General features: G+C 59.4%; 16 protein-coding genes. 13 read left to right on the top strand and 3 right to left on the bottom strand.

All coding sequences use genetic code 11. The annotated features are described in order from the left end of the window. The first annotated feature begins 1 nt into the window (after position 1). The 3 genes from P0D84_RS46515 to P0D84_RS46505 all read left to right on the top strand — a co-directional run bounded on the left by P0D84_RS46515 (position 2) and on the right by P0D84_RS46505 (position 3,383). The gene (locus P0D84_RS46515) at positions 2-1,012 is read left to right on the top strand and encodes a Gfo/Idh/MocA family protein (RefSeq protein ID WP_408350628.1); all 1,011 of its coding nucleotides are present in this window, start codon (positions 2-4) and stop codon (positions 1,010-1,012) included. A 91-nt stretch (positions 1,013-1,103) separates the two neighbouring features. Next, a complete protein-coding gene (locus tag P0D84_RS46510) occupies positions 1,104-2,450 on the top strand; it encodes an MFS transporter (RefSeq protein ID WP_408350625.1) in 1,347 nt (448 codons plus the stop codon). Positions 2,451-2,468: 18 nt separating this feature from the next. Beyond that, positions 2,469-3,383 carry a VOC family protein gene (locus P0D84_RS46505; protein ID WP_408350622.1) on the top strand — a complete coding sequence of 305 codons (915 nt, stop codon included), beginning with the start codon at positions 2,469-2,471 and terminating at the stop codon, positions 3,381-3,383. A gap of 12 nt (positions 3,384-3,395) precedes the next feature. On the opposite strand, the gene P0D84_RS46500 is transcribed toward P0D84_RS46505, so the two are convergent. Continuing rightward, positions 3,396-4,310, bottom strand: coding sequence for a LysR family transcriptional regulator (locus tag P0D84_RS46500; protein ID WP_408350619.1), 915 nt, complete (start codon positions 4,308-4,310; stop codon positions 3,396-3,398). 131 nt (positions 4,311-4,441) lie between these two features. On the opposite strand from P0D84_RS46500, the gene P0D84_RS46495 reads away from it, so the two are divergent. The 6 genes from P0D84_RS46495 to P0D84_RS46470 all read left to right on the top strand — a co-directional run bounded on the left by P0D84_RS46495 (position 4,442) and on the right by P0D84_RS46470 (position 10,708). Continuing rightward, positions 4,442-5,434, top strand: a complete 993-nt coding sequence (locus P0D84_RS46495) for a hydroxyacid dehydrogenase (RefSeq protein ID WP_408350616.1) — start codon at positions 4,442-4,444, stop codon at positions 5,432-5,434. After that, positions 5,431-6,132, top strand: a complete 702-nt coding sequence (locus tag P0D84_RS46490) for an RraA family protein (RefSeq protein WP_408350613.1) — start codon at positions 5,431-5,433, stop codon at positions 6,130-6,132. The genes P0D84_RS46495 and P0D84_RS46490 overlap by 4 nt, the downstream gene beginning before the upstream one ends. An 89-nt stretch (positions 6,133-6,221) precedes the next feature. Further along, positions 6,222-7,718: an MFS transporter gene (locus tag P0D84_RS46485; protein WP_408350610.1), complete on the top strand. Its 1,497-nt coding sequence runs from the start codon at positions 6,222-6,224 to the stop codon at positions 7,716-7,718. 8 nt (positions 7,719-7,726) lie between these two features. Further along, complete coding sequence (locus P0D84_RS46480) at positions 7,727-8,653, top strand: SMP-30/gluconolactonase/LRE family protein (protein ID WP_408350607.1); 927 nt, start codon at positions 7,727-7,729, stop codon at positions 8,651-8,653. 79 nt (positions 8,654-8,732) lie between these two features. Continuing rightward, positions 8,733-10,070: an MFS transporter gene (locus P0D84_RS46475; protein ID WP_408350604.1), complete on the top strand. Its 1,338-nt coding sequence runs from the start codon at positions 8,733-8,735 to the stop codon at positions 10,068-10,070. After that, the gene (locus tag P0D84_RS46470) at positions 10,067-10,708 is read left to right on the top strand and encodes a 4-carboxy-4-hydroxy-2-oxoadipate aldolase/oxaloacetate decarboxylase (protein WP_408350601.1); all 642 of its coding nucleotides are present in this window, start codon (positions 10,067-10,069) and stop codon (positions 10,706-10,708) included. Before P0D84_RS46475 ends, P0D84_RS46470 begins: the two co-directional genes overlap by 4 nt. A gap of 224 nt (positions 10,709-10,932) precedes the next feature. Here the strand turns inward: P0D84_RS46470 and P0D84_RS46465 are convergent, their stop codons facing one another. Continuing rightward, the gene (locus P0D84_RS46465; RefSeq protein ID WP_408350597.1) at positions 10,933-11,850 is read right to left on the bottom strand and encodes a LysR family transcriptional regulator; all 918 of its coding nucleotides are present in this window, start codon (positions 11,848-11,850) and stop codon (positions 10,933-10,935) included. A gap of 342 nt (positions 11,851-12,192) precedes the next feature. Between P0D84_RS46465 and P0D84_RS46460 the strand changes: the two genes are divergently transcribed. The 4 genes from P0D84_RS46460 to P0D84_RS46445 all read left to right on the top strand — a co-directional run bounded on the left by P0D84_RS46460 (position 12,193) and on the right by P0D84_RS46445 (position 15,223). Then, entirely contained in the window at positions 12,193-12,876 is a 684-nt protein-coding gene (locus P0D84_RS46460) for an amino acid ABC transporter permease (RefSeq protein ID WP_408350594.1), read from the top strand. 6 nt (positions 12,877-12,882) lie between these two features. Next, positions 12,883-13,530, top strand: a complete 648-nt coding sequence (locus P0D84_RS46455) for an amino acid ABC transporter permease (RefSeq protein ID WP_408350591.1) — start codon at positions 12,883-12,885, stop codon at positions 13,528-13,530. A gap of 29 nt (positions 13,531-13,559) precedes the next feature. Beyond that, positions 13,560-14,288, top strand: coding sequence for an amino acid ABC transporter ATP-binding protein (locus tag P0D84_RS46450; protein WP_408350588.1), 729 nt, complete (start codon positions 13,560-13,562; stop codon positions 14,286-14,288). Positions 14,289-14,410: 122 nt separating this feature from the next. Continuing rightward, entirely contained in the window at positions 14,411-15,223 is an 813-nt protein-coding gene (locus P0D84_RS46445) for a transporter substrate-binding domain-containing protein (protein WP_408350585.1), read from the top strand. A 454-nt stretch (positions 15,224-15,677) separates the two neighbouring features. Here P0D84_RS46445 and P0D84_RS46440 read toward each other — a convergent pair whose 3' ends face one another. Beyond that, positions 15,678-16,901 (bottom strand): LVIVD repeat-containing protein, encoded by a 1,224-nt coding sequence (locus P0D84_RS46440; RefSeq protein WP_408350582.1) that lies wholly within the window; start codon positions 16,899-16,901, stop codon positions 15,678-15,680. Between the last annotated feature and the right edge of the window lie 198 nt (positions 16,902-17,099).

Here is a 17,099-nt window from a genome sequence, read left to right as displayed (position 1 = left end):
CATGGACAAAATGAAACCTTTGCGTTTTGGCGTACTCGGCGCCGCGAAGATAGCGCGCTCGTTTATCGCGGGCGTCGGCCCTTCGGAGTTTGTCGATATCGTCGCTGTTGCGAGCCGCGATCTGGCGAAGGGCCAACAGTTTGCGAACGAACTGGGCGTGCCGCACGCGCATGGCTCATATGAAGCGCTGATCGACGATCCCAATGTCGACGCCATCTATGTGCCGCTGCCGAACACCTTGCACGCCGAATGGGTCATCAAGGCGCTGAACGCGGGCAAACACGTTCTATGCGAAAAGCCGATCGCGATTTCGCAGACCGACACGCTTGCGATGTTCGAAGCCGCCCGCCGCAATCGCCGTTTCCTCGCGGAAGCGTATCCGTATCGCGCGCAGGAGCAGACACTTGCGCTGCGCCGCTTGCTGGATGAAGGCGCGATCGGCCGCGTGCAAACGGTGTTCGCGTGCTTTGGCGTCAAGTTCGCCGACCCGTCGAATATCCGGCTCGATCCCGAGCGCGGCGGCGGTGCGCTGCTCGATGCAGGCAGCTACGCGACGAACATGGTTCGCATGGTCGCGGGCGAGAAGCCGTCGCGCGTGAACGCGATCGCGCGGTGGGCGCAAACGCAGGTCGATCTCACGGTGATCGCCAATCTCGAGTTTCCGAGCGGTCTGCTGGGCCAGATATCTTGCAGCTTCAACACGGCTTACCATCGGCATGCGCTGATCGCGGGCACAGACGGCATTCTCGAGACGACCTTCCTCAATAGCCCGCCTGATGCCGGGCCACCTGAAATTCATGTGCGTCGCGGCATACCGGCGACGACGGTGCGCGAAACGATCACGCTCGCTGGCGGCAACGGCTTTCTAGCCGAAGCAGAGAGCTTTGCGCGTGCCGTTGCGCTTGGGCCCGAGCACTGGACGGGCAGCACGGAACAGGAGTCGATCGAAACGATTGCGACGCTCGAAGCTATCGCGCGCAGCATCCGTTCGGGCAACTGGGAAAACGTGTAGCCAATCCGCCAGATCCGGCCGATCTGATGATCGAGGCCGCAGCCACAACAGACGCATCAAGACGTCTGCCCGTTCTATATCGGAGACAAGCATGAAAACTGACGCAACATTAGCGACTGCCGGAGACCTGTCTCTCGCGTCCACGCGCCGCTCACGGACGCGCTTCACCATTCTCGCGCTGCTTGCGATCGGCACCGTCATCAACTATCTGGACCGCACGGTGCTCGGCATCGCGGCGCCAAGTCTGACGAAGGATCTGGGTTTGTCGGCGGGCGTGATGGGCATCGTCTTTTCTGCGTTTTCGTGGACGTATACGCTCTCGCAGATACCTGCCGGGTTGCTGCTCGATCGCCTCGGCGCGCGCAAGACTTATTTTCTTGCCGTGGCGAGTTGGTCGCTTTTCATCATGCTTAACGGGCTGTCGGGCGGACTGGTGTCGCTGCTGTTTTGTCGCCTCGGACTAGGCGTTGCCGAGTCGCCATGTTTCTCGACGAATAGCCGCGTCGTCGGACACTGGTTTCCGCAGCGCGAGCGCGCACGCGCCACCAGCGTCTATCAGGTCGGGCAGTACATCGGTCTCGCGGTGTTCAGTCCGCTGCTGTTCTGGATCATCGCGGAGTTCGGCTGGCGTGCGATGTTCGTGATCGTTGGCGCGGTAGGGCTCGCGTTTGCGCTCGTCTGGTGGCTGCGTTATCACGAGCCGCATGAGTCACGCAGGATGAACGACGCCGAGCGCGACCATATCGGCGCGGGCGGAGGCCTTGCCACCGCCGCCGACGCGCAGCGGCCGTTCTCGTGGCACGACGTGCGCAGCCTGCTGGGACGCCGCGAGATCTGGGGCGCAGCGATCGGTCAGTTCGCGGGCAACTCGACCGTGGTGTTCTTTCTCACGTGGTTTCCCACGTACCTCGTGACTGAGCGTCATATGGCGTGGTTGAAGATCGGCTTCTTTGCGATCCTGCCGTTTCTCGGCGCGTCGGTTGGCGTGCTGTTCGGGGGATGGCTGTCAGATTTTCTGCTGCGGCGCACGGGGCGCATCAACCTGGCGCGCAAGCTGCCCATCATCACGGGCCTGCTGCTTTCGTCGAGTATTGTCGCGGCGATCTATGTGAAGAGCGATGCTGCCGTGATTGCCGTACTGTCGCTCGCGTTCTTTGGGCAGGGCATGGGCGGTCTGGGCTGGTCGATCATTCCCGACATTGCACCCAAGCGGCTGATGGGCCTGACTGGCGGCATCTTCAACTTCACGGCCAACATAGCCGGGATCGTCACGCCGATCGTAATCGGCACAATCGTCGCGCTCACGGGGTCGTTCTATTGGGGGCTCATGTTCATCGGCGCGGTGGCCGTGCTGGGCGCGGCGTCGTACATCTTCATTCTCGGCGATATCAAACGCATCGAATTGCCGGAGGCGCGCGTCGCGGGAAGGATGTCGTGAGGGCCGCTCGAGTGGTGTATGTTCGATCTACCGCGTCAATCCTTCGAGGGCAGACAGATGAGGCGTCCCAACTACGCACGTGAAGACATCGGCAATCTGGTGCTGCTCGAGCACGTCAATCTCACGATCCCGGACCAGCGTCTCGCGACCGCGTTCTATGTCAGTGCCCTCGGTCTGACGCGCGATCCCTTTCTGATGACGGGTGTGACCAACATGTGGATCAACGTCGGCCGTTCGCAGATTCACTTGCCGCACGGCGACGCGCAGTGCCTTCGCGGGCATGTTGGGTTGATCGTGGGCAGGCGCGCGTCGCTGATCGAGCGGTTGCGCGCCGTCGGGCCCTTGCTCGAGCAGACCCGATTCGGATGGACTGAACGGGACGACCGCGTGGAAGTGATCTGTCCATGGGGGAATCGTTACGACTGCCTCGATCCCGATGCGTGCGCGGCGAGCGACCCGTGGGCGGCCATCGATCTTGGTATCGTGTATGTGCAACTCGATGTGCCCGTCCACTGCGCGACGTCGATTGCTGCGTTCTATCGCGAGATTTTCGATGCGTCTGTCGACGTACGTGAGCGCAACGGGGCGCGGCAAGCCGTGGTCGCGGTCGGTAGGCATCAACAACTCGTCTACGCGGAAACGCCCTCGGCAAGCCGGGAATACGATGGGCACCACATTCAGATCTATGTGGCCAATTTTTCCGGACCTTATGAACGGCTCGCCGATCGGGGGTTGAATTATGGCGAGGAGTCTCACCAATATCGTTTCGCCGAGCTCGTCGACCCTGTGAGTGGAACGCATTGCTTCACGCTTGAACATGAAGTACGCAGTTTGCGTCATCCGCTATACGCGAGGCCGTTGGTGAACCGGAATCCGGATGTGACCAACCGCAATTACAGAATGGGCGGCGAGGGGTTTGGCGGGGTGTTCTGATTGGTGGTCGATTCAAATGTCGTGACGCGGCGGTTCACTTTGCGCCTGGACGATCTGGATGAAACGCTGCGTCGCGGGCGACAAATACGGATCGGTCCGATGTACCACGCCAAAGTTGCGTGTCATGGTCGTGTCCGGATTGAAGACTTCGACAAGCCTCGGCGTGAAGCGGCCCTCGTCCAGGTTGCGTCGCGAGATGAAACTGAGCAGCCCGGTTTCTGCAATGAGACGCGGCACCGCGGCGATCGAACTTGTCATAACGGCGGCGCGTGGTAGTGGCAAGCCACGCGAGGCGAACACCCGCTCGAGCCATTGCCGCGTCGCGACCGATTGTGCCGGTAACACCCAGCCATAACCGCACATGTCTTCCAGCGACGCATGCTTGCCTGCAAGGGGATGTGTCGCGCTCACGGCAACCACGACCTGATCCGTGCTGATCGGGATCGCAACCAGTTCCTCGTCGTGTGTGCTGAGCGGCCCAACCACGACGTCGAGCAGACGCTTGCGCAATGACTCGTGCAGCACGTCGTTCATGCCGATCTGCAATTCGATCACGACCGCCGGTGCTTCCTGCTGCAACAGGCGACAGACCGTCGGCATGACGAATTCGGCGACCGTAGCCGCCGCGCCCACCCGGACGAGTCCCGCTAGCCCCTTGCCGAGCGACGAGATCTGCCGGTGCGTCTCGTCGAGCGTGCGCTCTATCAGGAGCGAGCGCTCGTACAGCAACTGCCCCGCATCCGTTAGCCGGATACCACGGCCGCGGCGCTCGAACAGATCGGCGCCGTAGGTTTCTTCCAGACGGTCAATGCACTTTGATAACGCCGGCTGCGTGATATGCAACGCCTGCGAAGCGCGTCCGAGATGTCCCAATTCGGCGACCTTGGCGAAGTACAGAAGGTCGCGCATCTGCAGGTTCATCACCATTGCTTGATTTCCAGAGCCAGAAAGCATTCTACGCAAATCAATAACTCGCAGGAATGAAAAGATGAAAATTTGCAAATTGACATTATGAGTCTGGGTCTTAACAATGCGTGCAACCATTCAAGGAGACGTCGATGTCTTACCGGATTCTCGTCACGGCACCGCGGCTCGCGGCTGCCGGCCAACGGGCGCTGTCCGATGCGCAATGCGAGGTCACCTATATCGGCAATGCGCAGGATGCAGCCGAGGTCGAGCGCATCTTGACCACGCAGCCGATCGACGCCGTGATCTCGCGCACTGTCGATCTTTCCGCCTCGGCCATCGAGGGTTGTCCGACTCTGAAGGTGATTTGCAAGCATGGCGTAGGCGTGACCAATATCGATGTCGACGCTGCGACGCGTGCCGGCATTCCCGTCTTCACGACGCCTGGCACGAACACGTTGTCGGTCGCGGAACTGACCATTGCGCTGATGCTCAGTGCGGCTCGCAAAGTCAACTTTTACGACAGTGAGTTGCGCGCGGGCCGTTGGACGCGCACGGGTGACGGCATTCAATTGCACGGCCGCGTATTGAGCCTCGTCGGTTACGGCCAGATCGGCCGGAACGTCGCGAAGATTGCCCATGCGCTCGGTATGCGCGTGCATGTGTTCGATCCCGCATTGCGCGCCGGTGGCGTCGAATCGTACGTGACGGTCGAGCGCTCGCCGCAGGACCTGTACGCCCGCGCTGATGTGTTGAGCCTCCACTGCCCGGTGAATGCGCATACGCGCGGGATGATCGATGCGCACGCCATCGCCGCGCTGCCGGATCGCGCCATCGTGATCAACACTGCACGTGGCGAACTGATCGACGAGGCTGCACTGGTGGCGGCGTTGCAAAGCGGCAAGCTGGCGGCGGCCGGACTCGACACCTTCGCGCATGAACCGCTCGGCGGGGAAGATCCGCTCCTCGCGCTTCCCAATGTCGTGCTGACGCCGCATGTCGGCGGCTCGACACCCGATGCGCTCGACGCCGTAGCGACCTCTGCTGTTGCAACCTGCCTTCGTTATCTGCGTGGCGACGCGGTCGATTCTCAGAGCTGCGTCAATCCCCACGTTCTTCTCTCTGACAAAAAGGTGATCGCATGAGCGATGTTCAGGATCGGGCCGGCTGGCCCGCAGGATTTTTCGTCGGTCGTCGTACGGCCGTGCCGAGCGCGGCGCAGGTCGAGGCTTTTCGAAAGGTGCCGGTCGCTCACGCGGGTGATTGCATGGGCCGCAGCATCGGCGCAACCGGGCTGCTTGCGTACCATAACTCGCTGTCGCTGACGATGTGCGGGCCGGCGATCACGGTGCGCGTGCGTCCCGGTGACAACATGATGATTCATAAGGCGATCGAACTGGCGCAACCGGGCGATGTCATCGTCGTCGACGGCGGTGGCGATCTGACTCAGGCGCTGATTGGCGGACTGATGCGCACGTCAGCGCTGGCGAAGAAGATCGGCGGTTTCGTCATCGACGGCGCCGTCCGCGATCTGGCTGAATGGGCCGAAGGCGTGATTCCTGTGTACGCTCGCGGCCATACGTTTCGCGGACCGAGCAAGGAGGGGCCGGGTGAAGTGAACGTGCCGATTGCGTGTGCAGGCATGGCCGTGAACGCGGGTGATCTGATGCTGGGCGACGCTGACGGTGTGATTGCAGTGCCCGTTGATCAGCTCGACGCGCTGCTGCCGCTGGTGCTTGCTCATGCCGCCAAAGAAGAGGGCATTCGCGCGGCGAACCGCGCGGGCAGCGCCGATCCGGAGCGCTTCAACGCACTGCTGCGTAAGAAAGGCTGCCCGGTTTAAGCCTCGCCGCCGAGCGCGCGCGGTACGTGTTGAGCCCGCCGCCTCGGCCCAAGCGGACTGGAGAAGGACAGAAAAACAGGAGACAGGCCATGCATGACTATTCGAATGTCGCCGTGCCGGGTGGCAACGGCGGCACACCGTCCACGCTGCCTATTTCGTCGGCGGCGCGCGTGACGTTTACACCGGAGGAGCTTGTGCGGCATATGTCAGCGCGGCTCGACCGGCTGCCCGCAAGCCGTCCCGTCTGGCTGCTGATCGGCGCGCTTGCGCTCGGAGGGTGGTTTGAAATCTACGACATGTTTCTCACGGCCTATATTGGCCCTGGTCTCGTAAAGGCAGGCATTTTCACCAAAACCACGGCATCGCTATTCGATCTGGGTGGGCTCGGTGCGTTTGTCGCGGCACTGTTTCTCGGGCTTTTCATCGGCACGATCGGCGTAGCGTTCATCGCGGACCGGTTCGGCCGCCGCAAGGTGTTCGTCGGCGCGCTGCTGTGCTACACGTTCGCCGCGGTGATGATGTCAGTGCAACACGATCCAGTCTGGATCGTGTTCTGGCGCATGATGGCGGGGATTGGCGTGGGCGCGGAGCTGGTCACCATCGACGCCTACGTGTCCGAATTCGTGCCCGCCAGTATTCGTGGCCGCGCCTTCGCTTTCGTACAGGCGATTCAATACACCTCCATTCCGACGATCGCGTTTCTGTCATGGCAGTTGGTCCCGATTGCGCCATTTGGTCACGATGGCTGGCGCTGGGTGGTGTGGATCGGCTGCTCGGGCGCGGTATTCGTATGGCTGATCCGGCTTGGCTTGCCAGAAAGTCCACGCTGGCTGATACAGCAAGGCCGTGCAGCGGAAGCCGAGACGATCATCGCACGGCTCGAACGCCGGATCGAACAGGCGACGGGCAGGGCGTTGCCGCCGCCATCATCCTTATCCGACACAGCGAACGTGGCGGCTGCACGCGTTGCGACGCCGAGCGCCAGTGAAGACGGCCCATGGTCGCAACGCTATCGCAACCGCACTGTGATGCTACTGGTGTTCAACTTCTTCCAGTCGATCGGCTATTACGGATTTGCAAGCTGGGTGCCGACGCTGCTCGCCGAGAAAGGCGTCGCATTTACACATAGCCTGCTGTATTCGTTCATCATCGCCATTGCAAGTCCGCTCGGACCGCTGGTGGCGATGCTGTTCGCCGACAGGCTCGAACGCAAGTGGCTGATTGCAGGCTCGGCGGCAACCCTCGCGATACTTGGCGTGATCTTCGCGCAGCAGCGTGATCCTGCGATCCTCGTCGCGATGGGGCTGTTGATGACGCTGGCGGGCAACTGCATGACGTTCTCGTACCGCACGTATCAGGCCGAGTTGTTCCCGACGCGGATGCGGGCGCGTGCGATCGGACTCGTGTATTCGGCAAGCCGCGTGAGTGCCATGCTGTCGGGTTTCCTGATTGGCTTTTCGTTGCGTCATACGGGGGTGGCGGGGGTATTTGCGTTGATCGCCGGCTCGATGTTCGTCGTGGTATTGACAATCGGCTTCTTCGGTCCCCGCTCGCGAGGCTTGAGTCTCGAACAGGTTTCAGCTTAGGAGCGCAGATGTTCTATCTGAACGAGCCGCCGGCGTTGATCGAAACGCGTGTGTTTTCGAGCATGCCGGCGGCGTTTCGCAACACCGGTGAGGTCCCGGCATGGGCCGTCGCGAACAAGGCCGGCCTGCCGGTGGACAGCTTTCTCGAGGGACCGGCTTTCGATGCAGAGGGGCGCCTCTATATCGTGGACATTCCGTACGGCCGCATTTTCCGGATCGACGCCGATGGCGAATGGATGCTGGTCGCGCAGTACGACGGCGAGCCCAACGGGCTGAAGTTTCATCCGGATGGGCGCATCCTTATTGCCGACTACCGCAACGGCCTGATGCAACTCGATCCGCACAACGGTCGCGTGTCTGCGTTCCTGACAAGCCGCAACGGCGAATCGTTCAAGGGCGTCAACGATCTGGCGATTGCGTCGAACGGCGACGTCTACTTTACCGACCAGGGACAGACGGGCTTGCATGACCCGCGCGGCCGGGTGTTCCGTCTTTCTGCGGCGGGCAAGCTCGACTGCCTGCTGGATAACGGCGTCAGTCCGAACGGCCTGGTGCTCGATGCGGCCGAACGCGTGCTGTTCGTCGCGATGACTCGCGACAACGCTATCTGGCGCGTTCCATTGCTGCCCGATGGCGGCACCGCAAAAGTGGGGCGCTTCTGCACGATGTTCGGCACCAGTGGCCCCGATGGTCTTGCGATGGACGAAGCGGGCAACCTGTATGTCGCGCATGCATCGTTGGCTCATGTGCTGGTATTTGCGCCAAACGGCGAGTGGATTGCGCGCATCAAATCCTGTACGGGGACGACGGTCACGAACGTCGCGTTCGGTGGTCCGGGGCGCCGCCAGTTGTTCATCACAGAATCGCTGACGGGAACGGTGCTGGTCGCCGATGTGCCGCAGGCGGGCATTGCATTGCCTCGCAAAGCGGTCTGACGATCACGTCGCGGCGCGACGCATGCGCCGGGAATAAAGGAGACACCGCATGAAGAGAGAAGTCGAGATTGTCACGGCAGTGCCGGGTGCGCTGAACACGCGCCGCAGCCATTTCCGATGGGTGGTCATCGCGCTGGTATTCGTGATCTATGCGATCGCGGCAGCCGATCGCGCCAATATCGGGGTGGCGCTGCCGTTTATCCGCAAAGAATTCGCCATGAGCAATACCGAGGCAGGCGCCTTGCTCAGCCTGTTTCTGTTTGGCTATGCGCTGGCACAAATCCCGTCCGGCTTCGCCGTCAGCCGATTCGGCGTGCGCAGGATATTTTCCGTTTCCATGGTGTTGACCTCCGTGTTCACGGGCCTGATCGGCACCACCTCATCGATCATGGCCTTAAAGCTGTATCGCTTCGGTCTTGGGCTCGCGGAAGGGCCGCTGCCGATCGGCATCTCGGCCACTATCAATAACTGGTTCCCGCCGCAGGAAAAAGGCACGGCTGCCGGTATTTTTCTGTCATCCGTGAAATTCGGGCCTGTGATCGTGCCGCCGCTGTGTGCGGTGATCCTCACCTACTGGGGATGGCGCGATATTTTCTATGTGTTCGCCGTGCCGGGCCTGATTCTTTCGGTGGTCTGGTATCTATTGGTCACCAATCATCCCTCCGAAAGCCGCCATTGTTCGCCAGCCGAGCTGCGCCATATCACCGAAACCAGCAGCGCCGCAACGGGCACCGCCGTGCAGGAACGGGCGCCGAAGTCGATGGCAAAAATCGACGCCCTGATTCGGGCTCGTCATCTGGCTTTGTTGAGCACCAACAAGCAAGTCTTCAAGTCGTGGAATATTTTGGGCGCGGCACTCGCCTACTGCTTTCAGCTCGGCATCTCTAATGTGCTGCTGGCGTGGATTCCCACCTATTTGCTGACCGTGAAGAAATTCTCCGTGATGAACATGGGCATGGTCGCAGCCGCGCCTTGGGTGGGCGCCGTGATCGGCAATATCGCCGGGGGTTATATGTCGGACCGTTGGCTGCACAAGCGCCGCAAGCCCGGCATGATGCTCTCCGCACTCGCCACGGCCGGCATGATGTATGCGCTGATCAACTCGCCGGCCGATCCGTTGGGCTTCGGCATGCTGCTGTTTATCACCGGCGTGCTGCTGAGCATCGGTTTTTCCGCCTACATGGCTTACCCGATGGGCGTGACCACCAAAAAGACCTTGCCCGTGGCAGGCGCCGTCGTCAACATGGGTGGCCAGCTCGGTGGCGCCTGTGCGCCGCTGGCCACCGGCATGCTGCTGGACTCTTATGGCTGGAGCTATGTGTTCGCCTTTATGGCAATCGGCTCGATTCTGACTTTTCTGATTTTGACCACCATCAACGAACCGCTGCCGCGCAATGAAGCGCCAAGGACACCATGACCGTCACCCAGGAACAGATCGAAATACTTAAGTCGCTGGGTACCGCGACTATCCATGAAGCACAGGGGCAATGTGGCGCGTTTGAAGGCACGCTGCGTGCCATCGACCCGACCCTGCGCCTCGGCGGCCGGGCGCTGACCGTTGATTGCCGCCCCAGCGACAACCTTGCGTTGCACTATGCGCTCACCAAGGCGAGACCCGGCGATGTGCTGGTGGTCGACGCCAAGGGCTTCCTGGAAGCCGGCCCATGGGGCGACATCCTGACGCTGGCCGCCATCAAGCGCGGTATCGCCGGGCTGGTGATCAGTGGCTCCGTGCGAGATGCCAACGCGATTATCGAAATGGGATTCCCCGTGTTTTGTATGGGCTTATCGATCAAAGGCACCCTTAAAAACCAGCCCGGGCAGGTCAATGTGCCGATTACGGTAGGCGGTGTGATAGTGCATCCCGGCGCCGTCATCATTGGCGACCGTGACGGTCTGGTGCTGGTGGAAGAAACGCGCGTGGACGAAGTGATTGCAGCTAGCCGGCTTCGTGAAGAAAAAGAAACCACCATTCGTGCGGCGATCGAGCGCGGTGAATCCACGGTCGATTTGCTGGGGCTCGGCGATATTCTGAAGAAGTTCAATATGCAATAAACAAGCGGCTGAAACGCTCTCTATTTGAACCCCGTCAGATGATGCGGGAGCCAGTGGAGAGCTGATACAGCTAACACCGGGCGGGGCAAGCAGATGCGTTACCCGCCTACGCTTGCGCCTGTAATGCGAATGAGCGAAATCTCGCGCCCCCGTTAACTTTTCCGCGACGACTGAGGACTGAGGTAGCAACCTGAAGGGCTGAATGGCCACAGCCTGCTGTATCCCTAGTCAACGGGATCGAAGCTCGGATGGACGAAGTTAGGGGAGCCCGCAATATGCGCCACGAAACGTTCCAATAATGGCGAAGCACGATCTTTCCATATCAAACTGGTTTCAATCAGATCGGCCATACCGTCTACTTGCCTATACACGATCCCGGGCCTCGCGAAGCGGGCGAAAACGTAAGGAACCCAGGCTATGCCCATTCCAGCGGCTACGAGACTAACGATTGTCTGCATCTCGATCGCCTCCTGCGCTATATGTGGCGAACTGCCGTTCGTGTGGTAGTAAGACAGCAGCGCATCGAATAAGGACGGCCCCGCGTTTCTGGGGAAAGTGACTATAGAGTCGGATGCGACGTCCGTGAACGTCACCGTCTTCTTGGTTGCGGCAGGGTGACTGACGGGCAGCGCGACAAAAAAAGGCTCTATGAGTAAAGATAAAGCTGAAAAGCCCATCGGAACTGCCCCGACAGCATGCAGTATGAAACCAGCGTCAAACTCCTCCGCTTCCAGCGCCGCCATCTGTACGTCAATTGTCGCTTCGCGCAGCTCCAACTTAACGTCGCTATTGATATGCCGGAACTTGCTGATCCAGCCTGGAACTCGCCCATAAGCAACCGTTGAAGCAAAGGCTAGCCGAAGCCGCCCAGAAATGCCCTGCGCGGCGGCTTCAACTATCGTGGGTAATTGGTCGGACATCTGCAAAAGGCGGCGTGCGTGATCAAGCAACGCTTGTCCTGCAGAGGTCAGCGCAACACGCCTCGTGGTTCGATCGAATAGTGAGGCGCCTAGCTGCTCCTCGAGATTACGCATCGCTTGCGTCAACGGAGGTTGCGTCATGTGCAGGCGCTGCGCCGCTCGCCGGAAGTGCATTTCCTCGGCAACTGCCACAAATTGCCGCAACTGACGCAGTTCTATCATTGATACATCCCGCAAATCGAAGTTAGCTCTCAAACATATTAGACCGGCGAATTTCGGCTAACAATACTTTGTCACAAGCCGTGTGGCAAGACCGACGGGTGCTTGGGATAAGTCCGCAGGCAGTTCTAGCCACAAGCCTGGCCATACCTGGTTCGACGCATGCGGAATCAGCAATCCCTACGAAGTCGCGCAGTGAAGTGAAATCCTCGGCAGCGGCCACGAACTCTGTATAACTATTTTTTTGTATACCTTGATAGTGTGCTTTTCGAAATGGAAACCGCCAATGACGCGCACTAATCCGAACGCGCCTGGCGTGGGAAGTGGCCTCGCTTCGGTGTTTTTATGACCTACAACTTCGACTTCAGTTTCCTTTCGCAGTATTGGCCCGATTTGCTGCGCGGAATGTGGCTCACGCTGCGCATGACGATGCTCTCGATCATCCCGGGCTTTGTTGTTGGAACGTTATGTGCGCTGGGGCGCATCTACGGTCGCCCGTGGCTGGTCCGGTCTGTCGGGGCATATATCGAAGTAATCCGCAACACACCGTTGGTGATCCAGGTGTTCTGGTTGTTCTTCGGCCTTTCAGCGCTTCACTTACCGATTCCGGCGTTGGCCGCCGCTGTGATTGCGCTCGCGATCAATGTTAGCGCCTATGCCGCCGAGATAATGCGCGCCGGATTCGAAGCTATCCCGACAGGTCAATTGGAGGCGGCGTCCTGCCTGGCTTTAACAAAGCGGCAGACGATCTGGTACGTCGAGCTTCCGCAAGCTGTGGAGCGGGTTTATCCGGCCTTGGTTAGCCAGTTCATCCTGATGATGCTCGCGACCTCGATCATGTCGCAGATCTCGGCGGATGAGTTGACTGGTGTCGCCGATGTCATTCAGTCCTTCACCTACCGCGGCTTCGAAGCTTACCTGGTCGTTGCTGTCATTTACCTGGTTCTCGTTTCGGCGCTACGCCTATTCCTGCTCGCTGGCGCCTCGATCTTGTTTCCGCGGCTCCGCGCCATGAACCATCAGCGTTGAGGACTTATGTTCTTTCATTTATCGGCGAGCCAGATCGGCTACATCCTCGAAGGTACCGGCTGGTCAATCCTCTTGTCGGTGATTGGGACGGTCGGTGGCTTTATCGTTGGCCTGCCCATCGCGCTGGCACGGGTTTCCAAACGTCGGTGGGTCAGGTCGATCTCAGGCATCTATGTGCAGTTCAATCAGGGCATTCCGCTTCCGGTGACCATGTTCATGGTCTATTTCGGTATCAGCATTTTTGGCGTGGATGTCTCGACGGTTCTCGCTGCTTCGTCGGCGCTGGTCATCAACGCATCGGCCTATCTTGGCGAAATGTGGAAGGGCTCGATTAATTCGGTGGCGTTGACGCAATCAGAAGCGGCGGAGTCGCTGGCATTGACCTATGTTCAGCGCATGGTCTACGTGATCTTGCCACAGGCAGTGACAATTGCGATCCCGCCTACCGTCGGCTTCGTGGTCGGCCTCATCAAGAATACGTCATATGCCGTCGTCATCGGCATGGCCGAACTGACTTATTCCGCGCGAGTGGTGAATAACACGACGTTCGAGCCATTTGTGATCTTCACTCTGGCGGCAGCCATTTATTTCCTGATGTGCTATCCGCTATCAAGACTTAGCCTGAGACTCGAGCGCGCGATGAGAAAAGTTTGAGTTCGGCCCCAAATCGGAGGGATGCTGCGGTGGAATCAATGGTGAGGTTTGAAGGCGTTCGCAAGCAATACGGCGCAACGGAAGTGCTGAAGGGCGTATCGTTTGAAGTGGGAAGAGGCGATGTGGTGGCCTTGATCGGCCGGTCCGGGTCGGGCAAGAGCACCGCGCTACGCTGTATCAATGGCCTCGAGAAAGTCAATCAGGGCGAGTTATACGTGTGCGGCCGCTCGCTGCATGAGCCGACGATGGACCTGCGCGGTTTGCGTCGGGATGTCGGGATTGTGTTTCAGAGTTACAACCTGTTCCCACATCTCACGGTCTTGCAAAACATCACTCTGGCGCCGCGCAAAGCCAAACGCATGTCGAAGAACGATGCGGACGAATTGGCTGCCCGCGTGCTGGATCAAGTCGGGCTCTCGGACAAAGCTAACGCTTATCCGCAACAGCTTTCTGGCGGCCAGCAGCAGCGGGTCGCGATCGCGCGCTCGCTGGCGATGGAGCCCAAGGTGATGCTGTTCGATGAAGTGACCTCGGCCCTTGATCCCGAGTTGACTGCCGAAGTGTTGCGCGTGATTGAAAAACTGGCCGCTGACGGCATGACCATGGTTCTCGTCACGCACGAAATGGCTTTCGCCAGATCGGTCGCCAGGCAATTGATTTTTATGAGCAACGGCGTGGTCTGCGAAGCAGGCAGCGCAGACATACTGAGTCATCCTCAAACGCCTGAACTGAGGCAGTTCATTGGCAGCGGTCTGTGATCGCTGCAAGACGTGTGACCGGTGGAGGCCGGCACCGCGGCCGCTTGATCCATTGCTCGACTTATAGCTTGATCCTCTATTTTAATTAATGTCGGTTCACTGTCATCCATCGAGGATTAGAAATGAAGCTTCATAAAGCAGTTCTGGGCTTGGCCCTCACAATGTCGCTGGCATTGAACCTGAATTCGGCAAAGGCGGACGCCCTCAAGGACATCAAAGACCGGGGAAGCATCACCGTAGGTGTCGACTTCACCCACCCGCCCTATGGCATGTTGAACAAGGAATCGCAGAGGATCGGAACAGATTTCGAAATCGCGACATTGATCGCCCATGATCTCGGCGTGAAATTAAATATAGTGTCGTTGACAGGCCCGAATCGAATTTCGTTCCTGCTGACAAACAAGGTCGATATCGTGATCGCTTCCGTTGCCGTGACCCCGGATCGCGAAAAAATCATTGACCTTACCCGCCCGTACGCGAACCAACCGACGCTGCTGGTCGCGCCAGCGAAAGAAAACCTCAAGAGTATCCAGGACCTCAAGGGCAAAACGGTCGCCGTTGAGCGTGGTTCCACAGCTGACCTCAACTTGACGGCACAGGTCAAGAACAATAACGTCCCGGACGTTCAGATCGTTCGTTATTTGGACGAGGCCACGACGCGCACCGCTGTGCTGTCCGGCCAGCAGTCACTCGCTGCTGCGGCACTCGCGGATGCGTTAACCATCAAGCAATCCAGTCCGGCGATGAATTACGAGTACAAGTTCGAGTTGAGCGACGATCGGCTCGCCATTGCCATGCGCAAAGGCAACCCTGAGCTCAAAGTCTGGCTCAACAACTGGATTGGAAAGAACCTTAAGGATGGAACGTTGAATGCTATCTGGACCAAATATTTTGGCGTGTCGATACCGAAATCGGTGATAGACGCCGCAGCCTGATAGCATCTGCGCGCCCGTTGTGTAGCGAATCAACGACTGCAATGTAAATCGTGTCAGTGCGGTCGTTGTTCCAGCTTCGTGTGCTTATTGCGGACTGTTGCTGCCGTGCAGGTTCAATAGTAGCGGCAAGCAGCCGATGGGGAACATCGGGGGAATAGCGCAGACTCCGCGCCTGATCGAGCAGGTTGAACGCTTCTGGCTCGGTGAGCGAGCAGCGTTCTCAAGTAGAGATCACGCTGCCTTGTTCCTGGTGGGTCAAGCTTGCTGCCGCAACCGCTTTGCCGGGCCTCTAACCCGAGCATGCCACAAACTCGCGCCCCGATTTGAAGATTCCTGGATCGCCCGTCGTCTCAACCGCGGCTGTCGCCGTTAGTAGTCTGCGAGAATGTCGCTCGCGTCTGAAAGACGGCGAATTGCGGTGCGCCACTCAAAACGGCGCACCGCGATTCGGGTGTCAACCCTCGTATTGCAGGATGTTCAAACCGGCATTGGGATCCGTCACATACATGATTCCATTTTTGTCGACGTAGACATCGGTGGACTGAGTGACGGCGCTCGCGCCCGGACGGATATCGACAATGCGTTCAGGCGGCCGCGGCACGAAATACGCGATTTCTTTCGGCGCAGTAGCGTCACTGGTGTCGTACACCCGGACGCCAGCGTTGTGGTAAGTCGCAAAGAGCAGCGTCTCGCTCTGAAAGCTATCGGGGCGGTTTTCATGAAAATTATGTGGTCCGAAGCCGCCGCCTTTCTTGCAGAAATTCTCCTCCGATGGAACCGGGAACAGTCCGAGCTCGATCGGGTTTTCCGGCCTCGAGACATCGAAGCTCCTGATATGAGCGAGGCCATTTGCACAAAAGGTCGTGGTGGCTTCGTCGCATACAAAGGCAAGACCTCGGCCGGGGATGGGTAGTGCAGTATGTGTGTGCCCCTTTCCTTCGCGGTAGGAAAGCAACCGGGGCCTGGCCGGGTCGGCGATGTCGTGAATCGTGAACCCTCCGTCGCGCCAGGTGCCATAGGCCAGATTTCCATGCACGATGGCGTGGTGGCAAGCGAATCGTTGCCCCGCGCTCCACGTCGGCGTCTCGCCTTCTGCGCGATTCATTCCAGGCAGCCAGCAGCGGCTGACGATTTCTGGACGCTCGGGATTCGCCAGATCAAGGACGGCAAGTATCGTATCGGTAAAGCCGTCAAAGTGCGCTGAAACAGTTGCGTAGCGACCGCCGACGTACCACAGCCGGTGGGCACCGATGCCGTCAATCGGCAGGAAGGCTATCTCCCGCGGCGCAGTCGGTCGCGAGATATCATAGACGCGCACGCCGGCGCTGAACGGGAAGTCGGTACGCCGAAAGGAATCCGCGAGCGGCTTGCCAAAATAATCTTCCCTTTGACCGTACTGTTGCAGCTTCCATACATTCGCTGCATTGACGACGAGCAACAGGTCGCCGTGCACCTGGATATGGCTGGCCCGGGTGTTCGGTGGGGCGCCAATGAAGCCCACGGCAGTCGGTTTTGTCGGATCGGCAACGTCGATAATTGCTACGCCCTCATTGAAGGCGTGACCGACATAAGCGTATTGGTTATGGACGATCACCTGCGTGCCATCCGGCCGTCCACCCATGTCGCAATGGCCGAGATGTCGTATCCGATGGCCTGAGCCCATACTAGATTGTGTCATGTCATCCTGTCCTTTCACTTGCTCACTGCGACCGCGTCGCATGCAGGCTCTGAGTACTTGAGCGACTGAAGACCTTCGTCAATGTCGCCATGCGTTGTCACGCCGCTCCGGGCAAATGCGCGAAGCGGACGGAGAGATAACCCGAGCGGGGTCCTCGCGGTAACGAGTCGTTTCATAGCAGTCTGGATCCGCTCATGC

Origin of the sequence: Paraburkholderia sp. RL17-337-BIB-A, from assembly GCF_046025895.1 — a bacterium.
Classification (GTDB): domain Bacteria; phylum Pseudomonadota; class Gammaproteobacteria; order Burkholderiales; family Burkholderiaceae; genus Paraburkholderia; species Paraburkholderia fungorum_C.
Note: the sequence above shows the minus strand (reverse complement) of the source record. Positions and strands in the feature narration are given on the sequence as shown.

What these genes read in the sequence shown, in the direction of transcription:
- P0D84_RS46460 (WP_408350594.1), top strand. Translation starts at nt 12,193, where the DNA reads ATGACCTACAACTTCGACTTCAGTTTCCTTTCGCAGTATTGGCCCGAT.
- P0D84_RS46505 (WP_408350622.1), top strand. Translation starts at nt 2,469, where the DNA reads ATGTTCGATCTACCGCGTCAATCCTTCGAGGGCAGACAGATGAGGCGT.
- P0D84_RS46480 (WP_408350607.1), top strand. Translation starts at nt 7,727, where the DNA reads ATGTTCTATCTGAACGAGCCGCCGGCGTTGATCGAAACGCGTGTGTTT.
- P0D84_RS46445 (WP_408350585.1), top strand. Translation starts at nt 14,411, where the DNA reads ATGAAGCTTCATAAAGCAGTTCTGGGCTTGGCCCTCACAATGTCGCTG.
- P0D84_RS46485 (WP_408350610.1), top strand. Translation starts at nt 6,222, where the DNA reads ATGCATGACTATTCGAATGTCGCCGTGCCGGGTGGCAACGGCGGCACA.
- P0D84_RS46440 (WP_408350582.1), bottom strand. Translation starts at nt 16,901, where the DNA reads ATGACACAATCTAGTATGGGCTCAGGCCATCGGATACGACATCTCGGC.
- P0D84_RS46465 (WP_408350597.1), bottom strand. Translation starts at nt 11,850, where the DNA reads ATGATAGAACTGCGTCAGTTGCGGCAATTTGTGGCAGTTGCCGAGGAA.
- P0D84_RS46470 (WP_408350601.1), top strand. Translation starts at nt 10,067, where the DNA reads ATGACCGTCACCCAGGAACAGATCGAAATACTTAAGTCGCTGGGTACC.
- P0D84_RS46495 (WP_408350616.1), top strand. Translation starts at nt 4,442, where the DNA reads ATGTCTTACCGGATTCTCGTCACGGCACCGCGGCTCGCGGCTGCCGGC.
- P0D84_RS46515 (WP_408350628.1), top strand. Translation starts at nt 2, where the DNA reads ATGGACAAAATGAAACCTTTGCGTTTTGGCGTACTCGGCGCCGCGAAG.
- P0D84_RS46500 (WP_408350619.1), bottom strand. Translation starts at nt 4,310, where the DNA reads ATGGTGATGAACCTGCAGATGCGCGACCTTCTGTACTTCGCCAAGGTC.
- P0D84_RS46455 (WP_408350591.1), top strand. Translation starts at nt 12,883, where the DNA reads ATGTTCTTTCATTTATCGGCGAGCCAGATCGGCTACATCCTCGAAGGT.
- P0D84_RS46490 (WP_408350613.1), top strand. Translation starts at nt 5,431, where the DNA reads ATGAGCGATGTTCAGGATCGGGCCGGCTGGCCCGCAGGATTTTTCGTC.
- P0D84_RS46510 (WP_408350625.1), top strand. Translation starts at nt 1,104, where the DNA reads ATGAAAACTGACGCAACATTAGCGACTGCCGGAGACCTGTCTCTCGCG.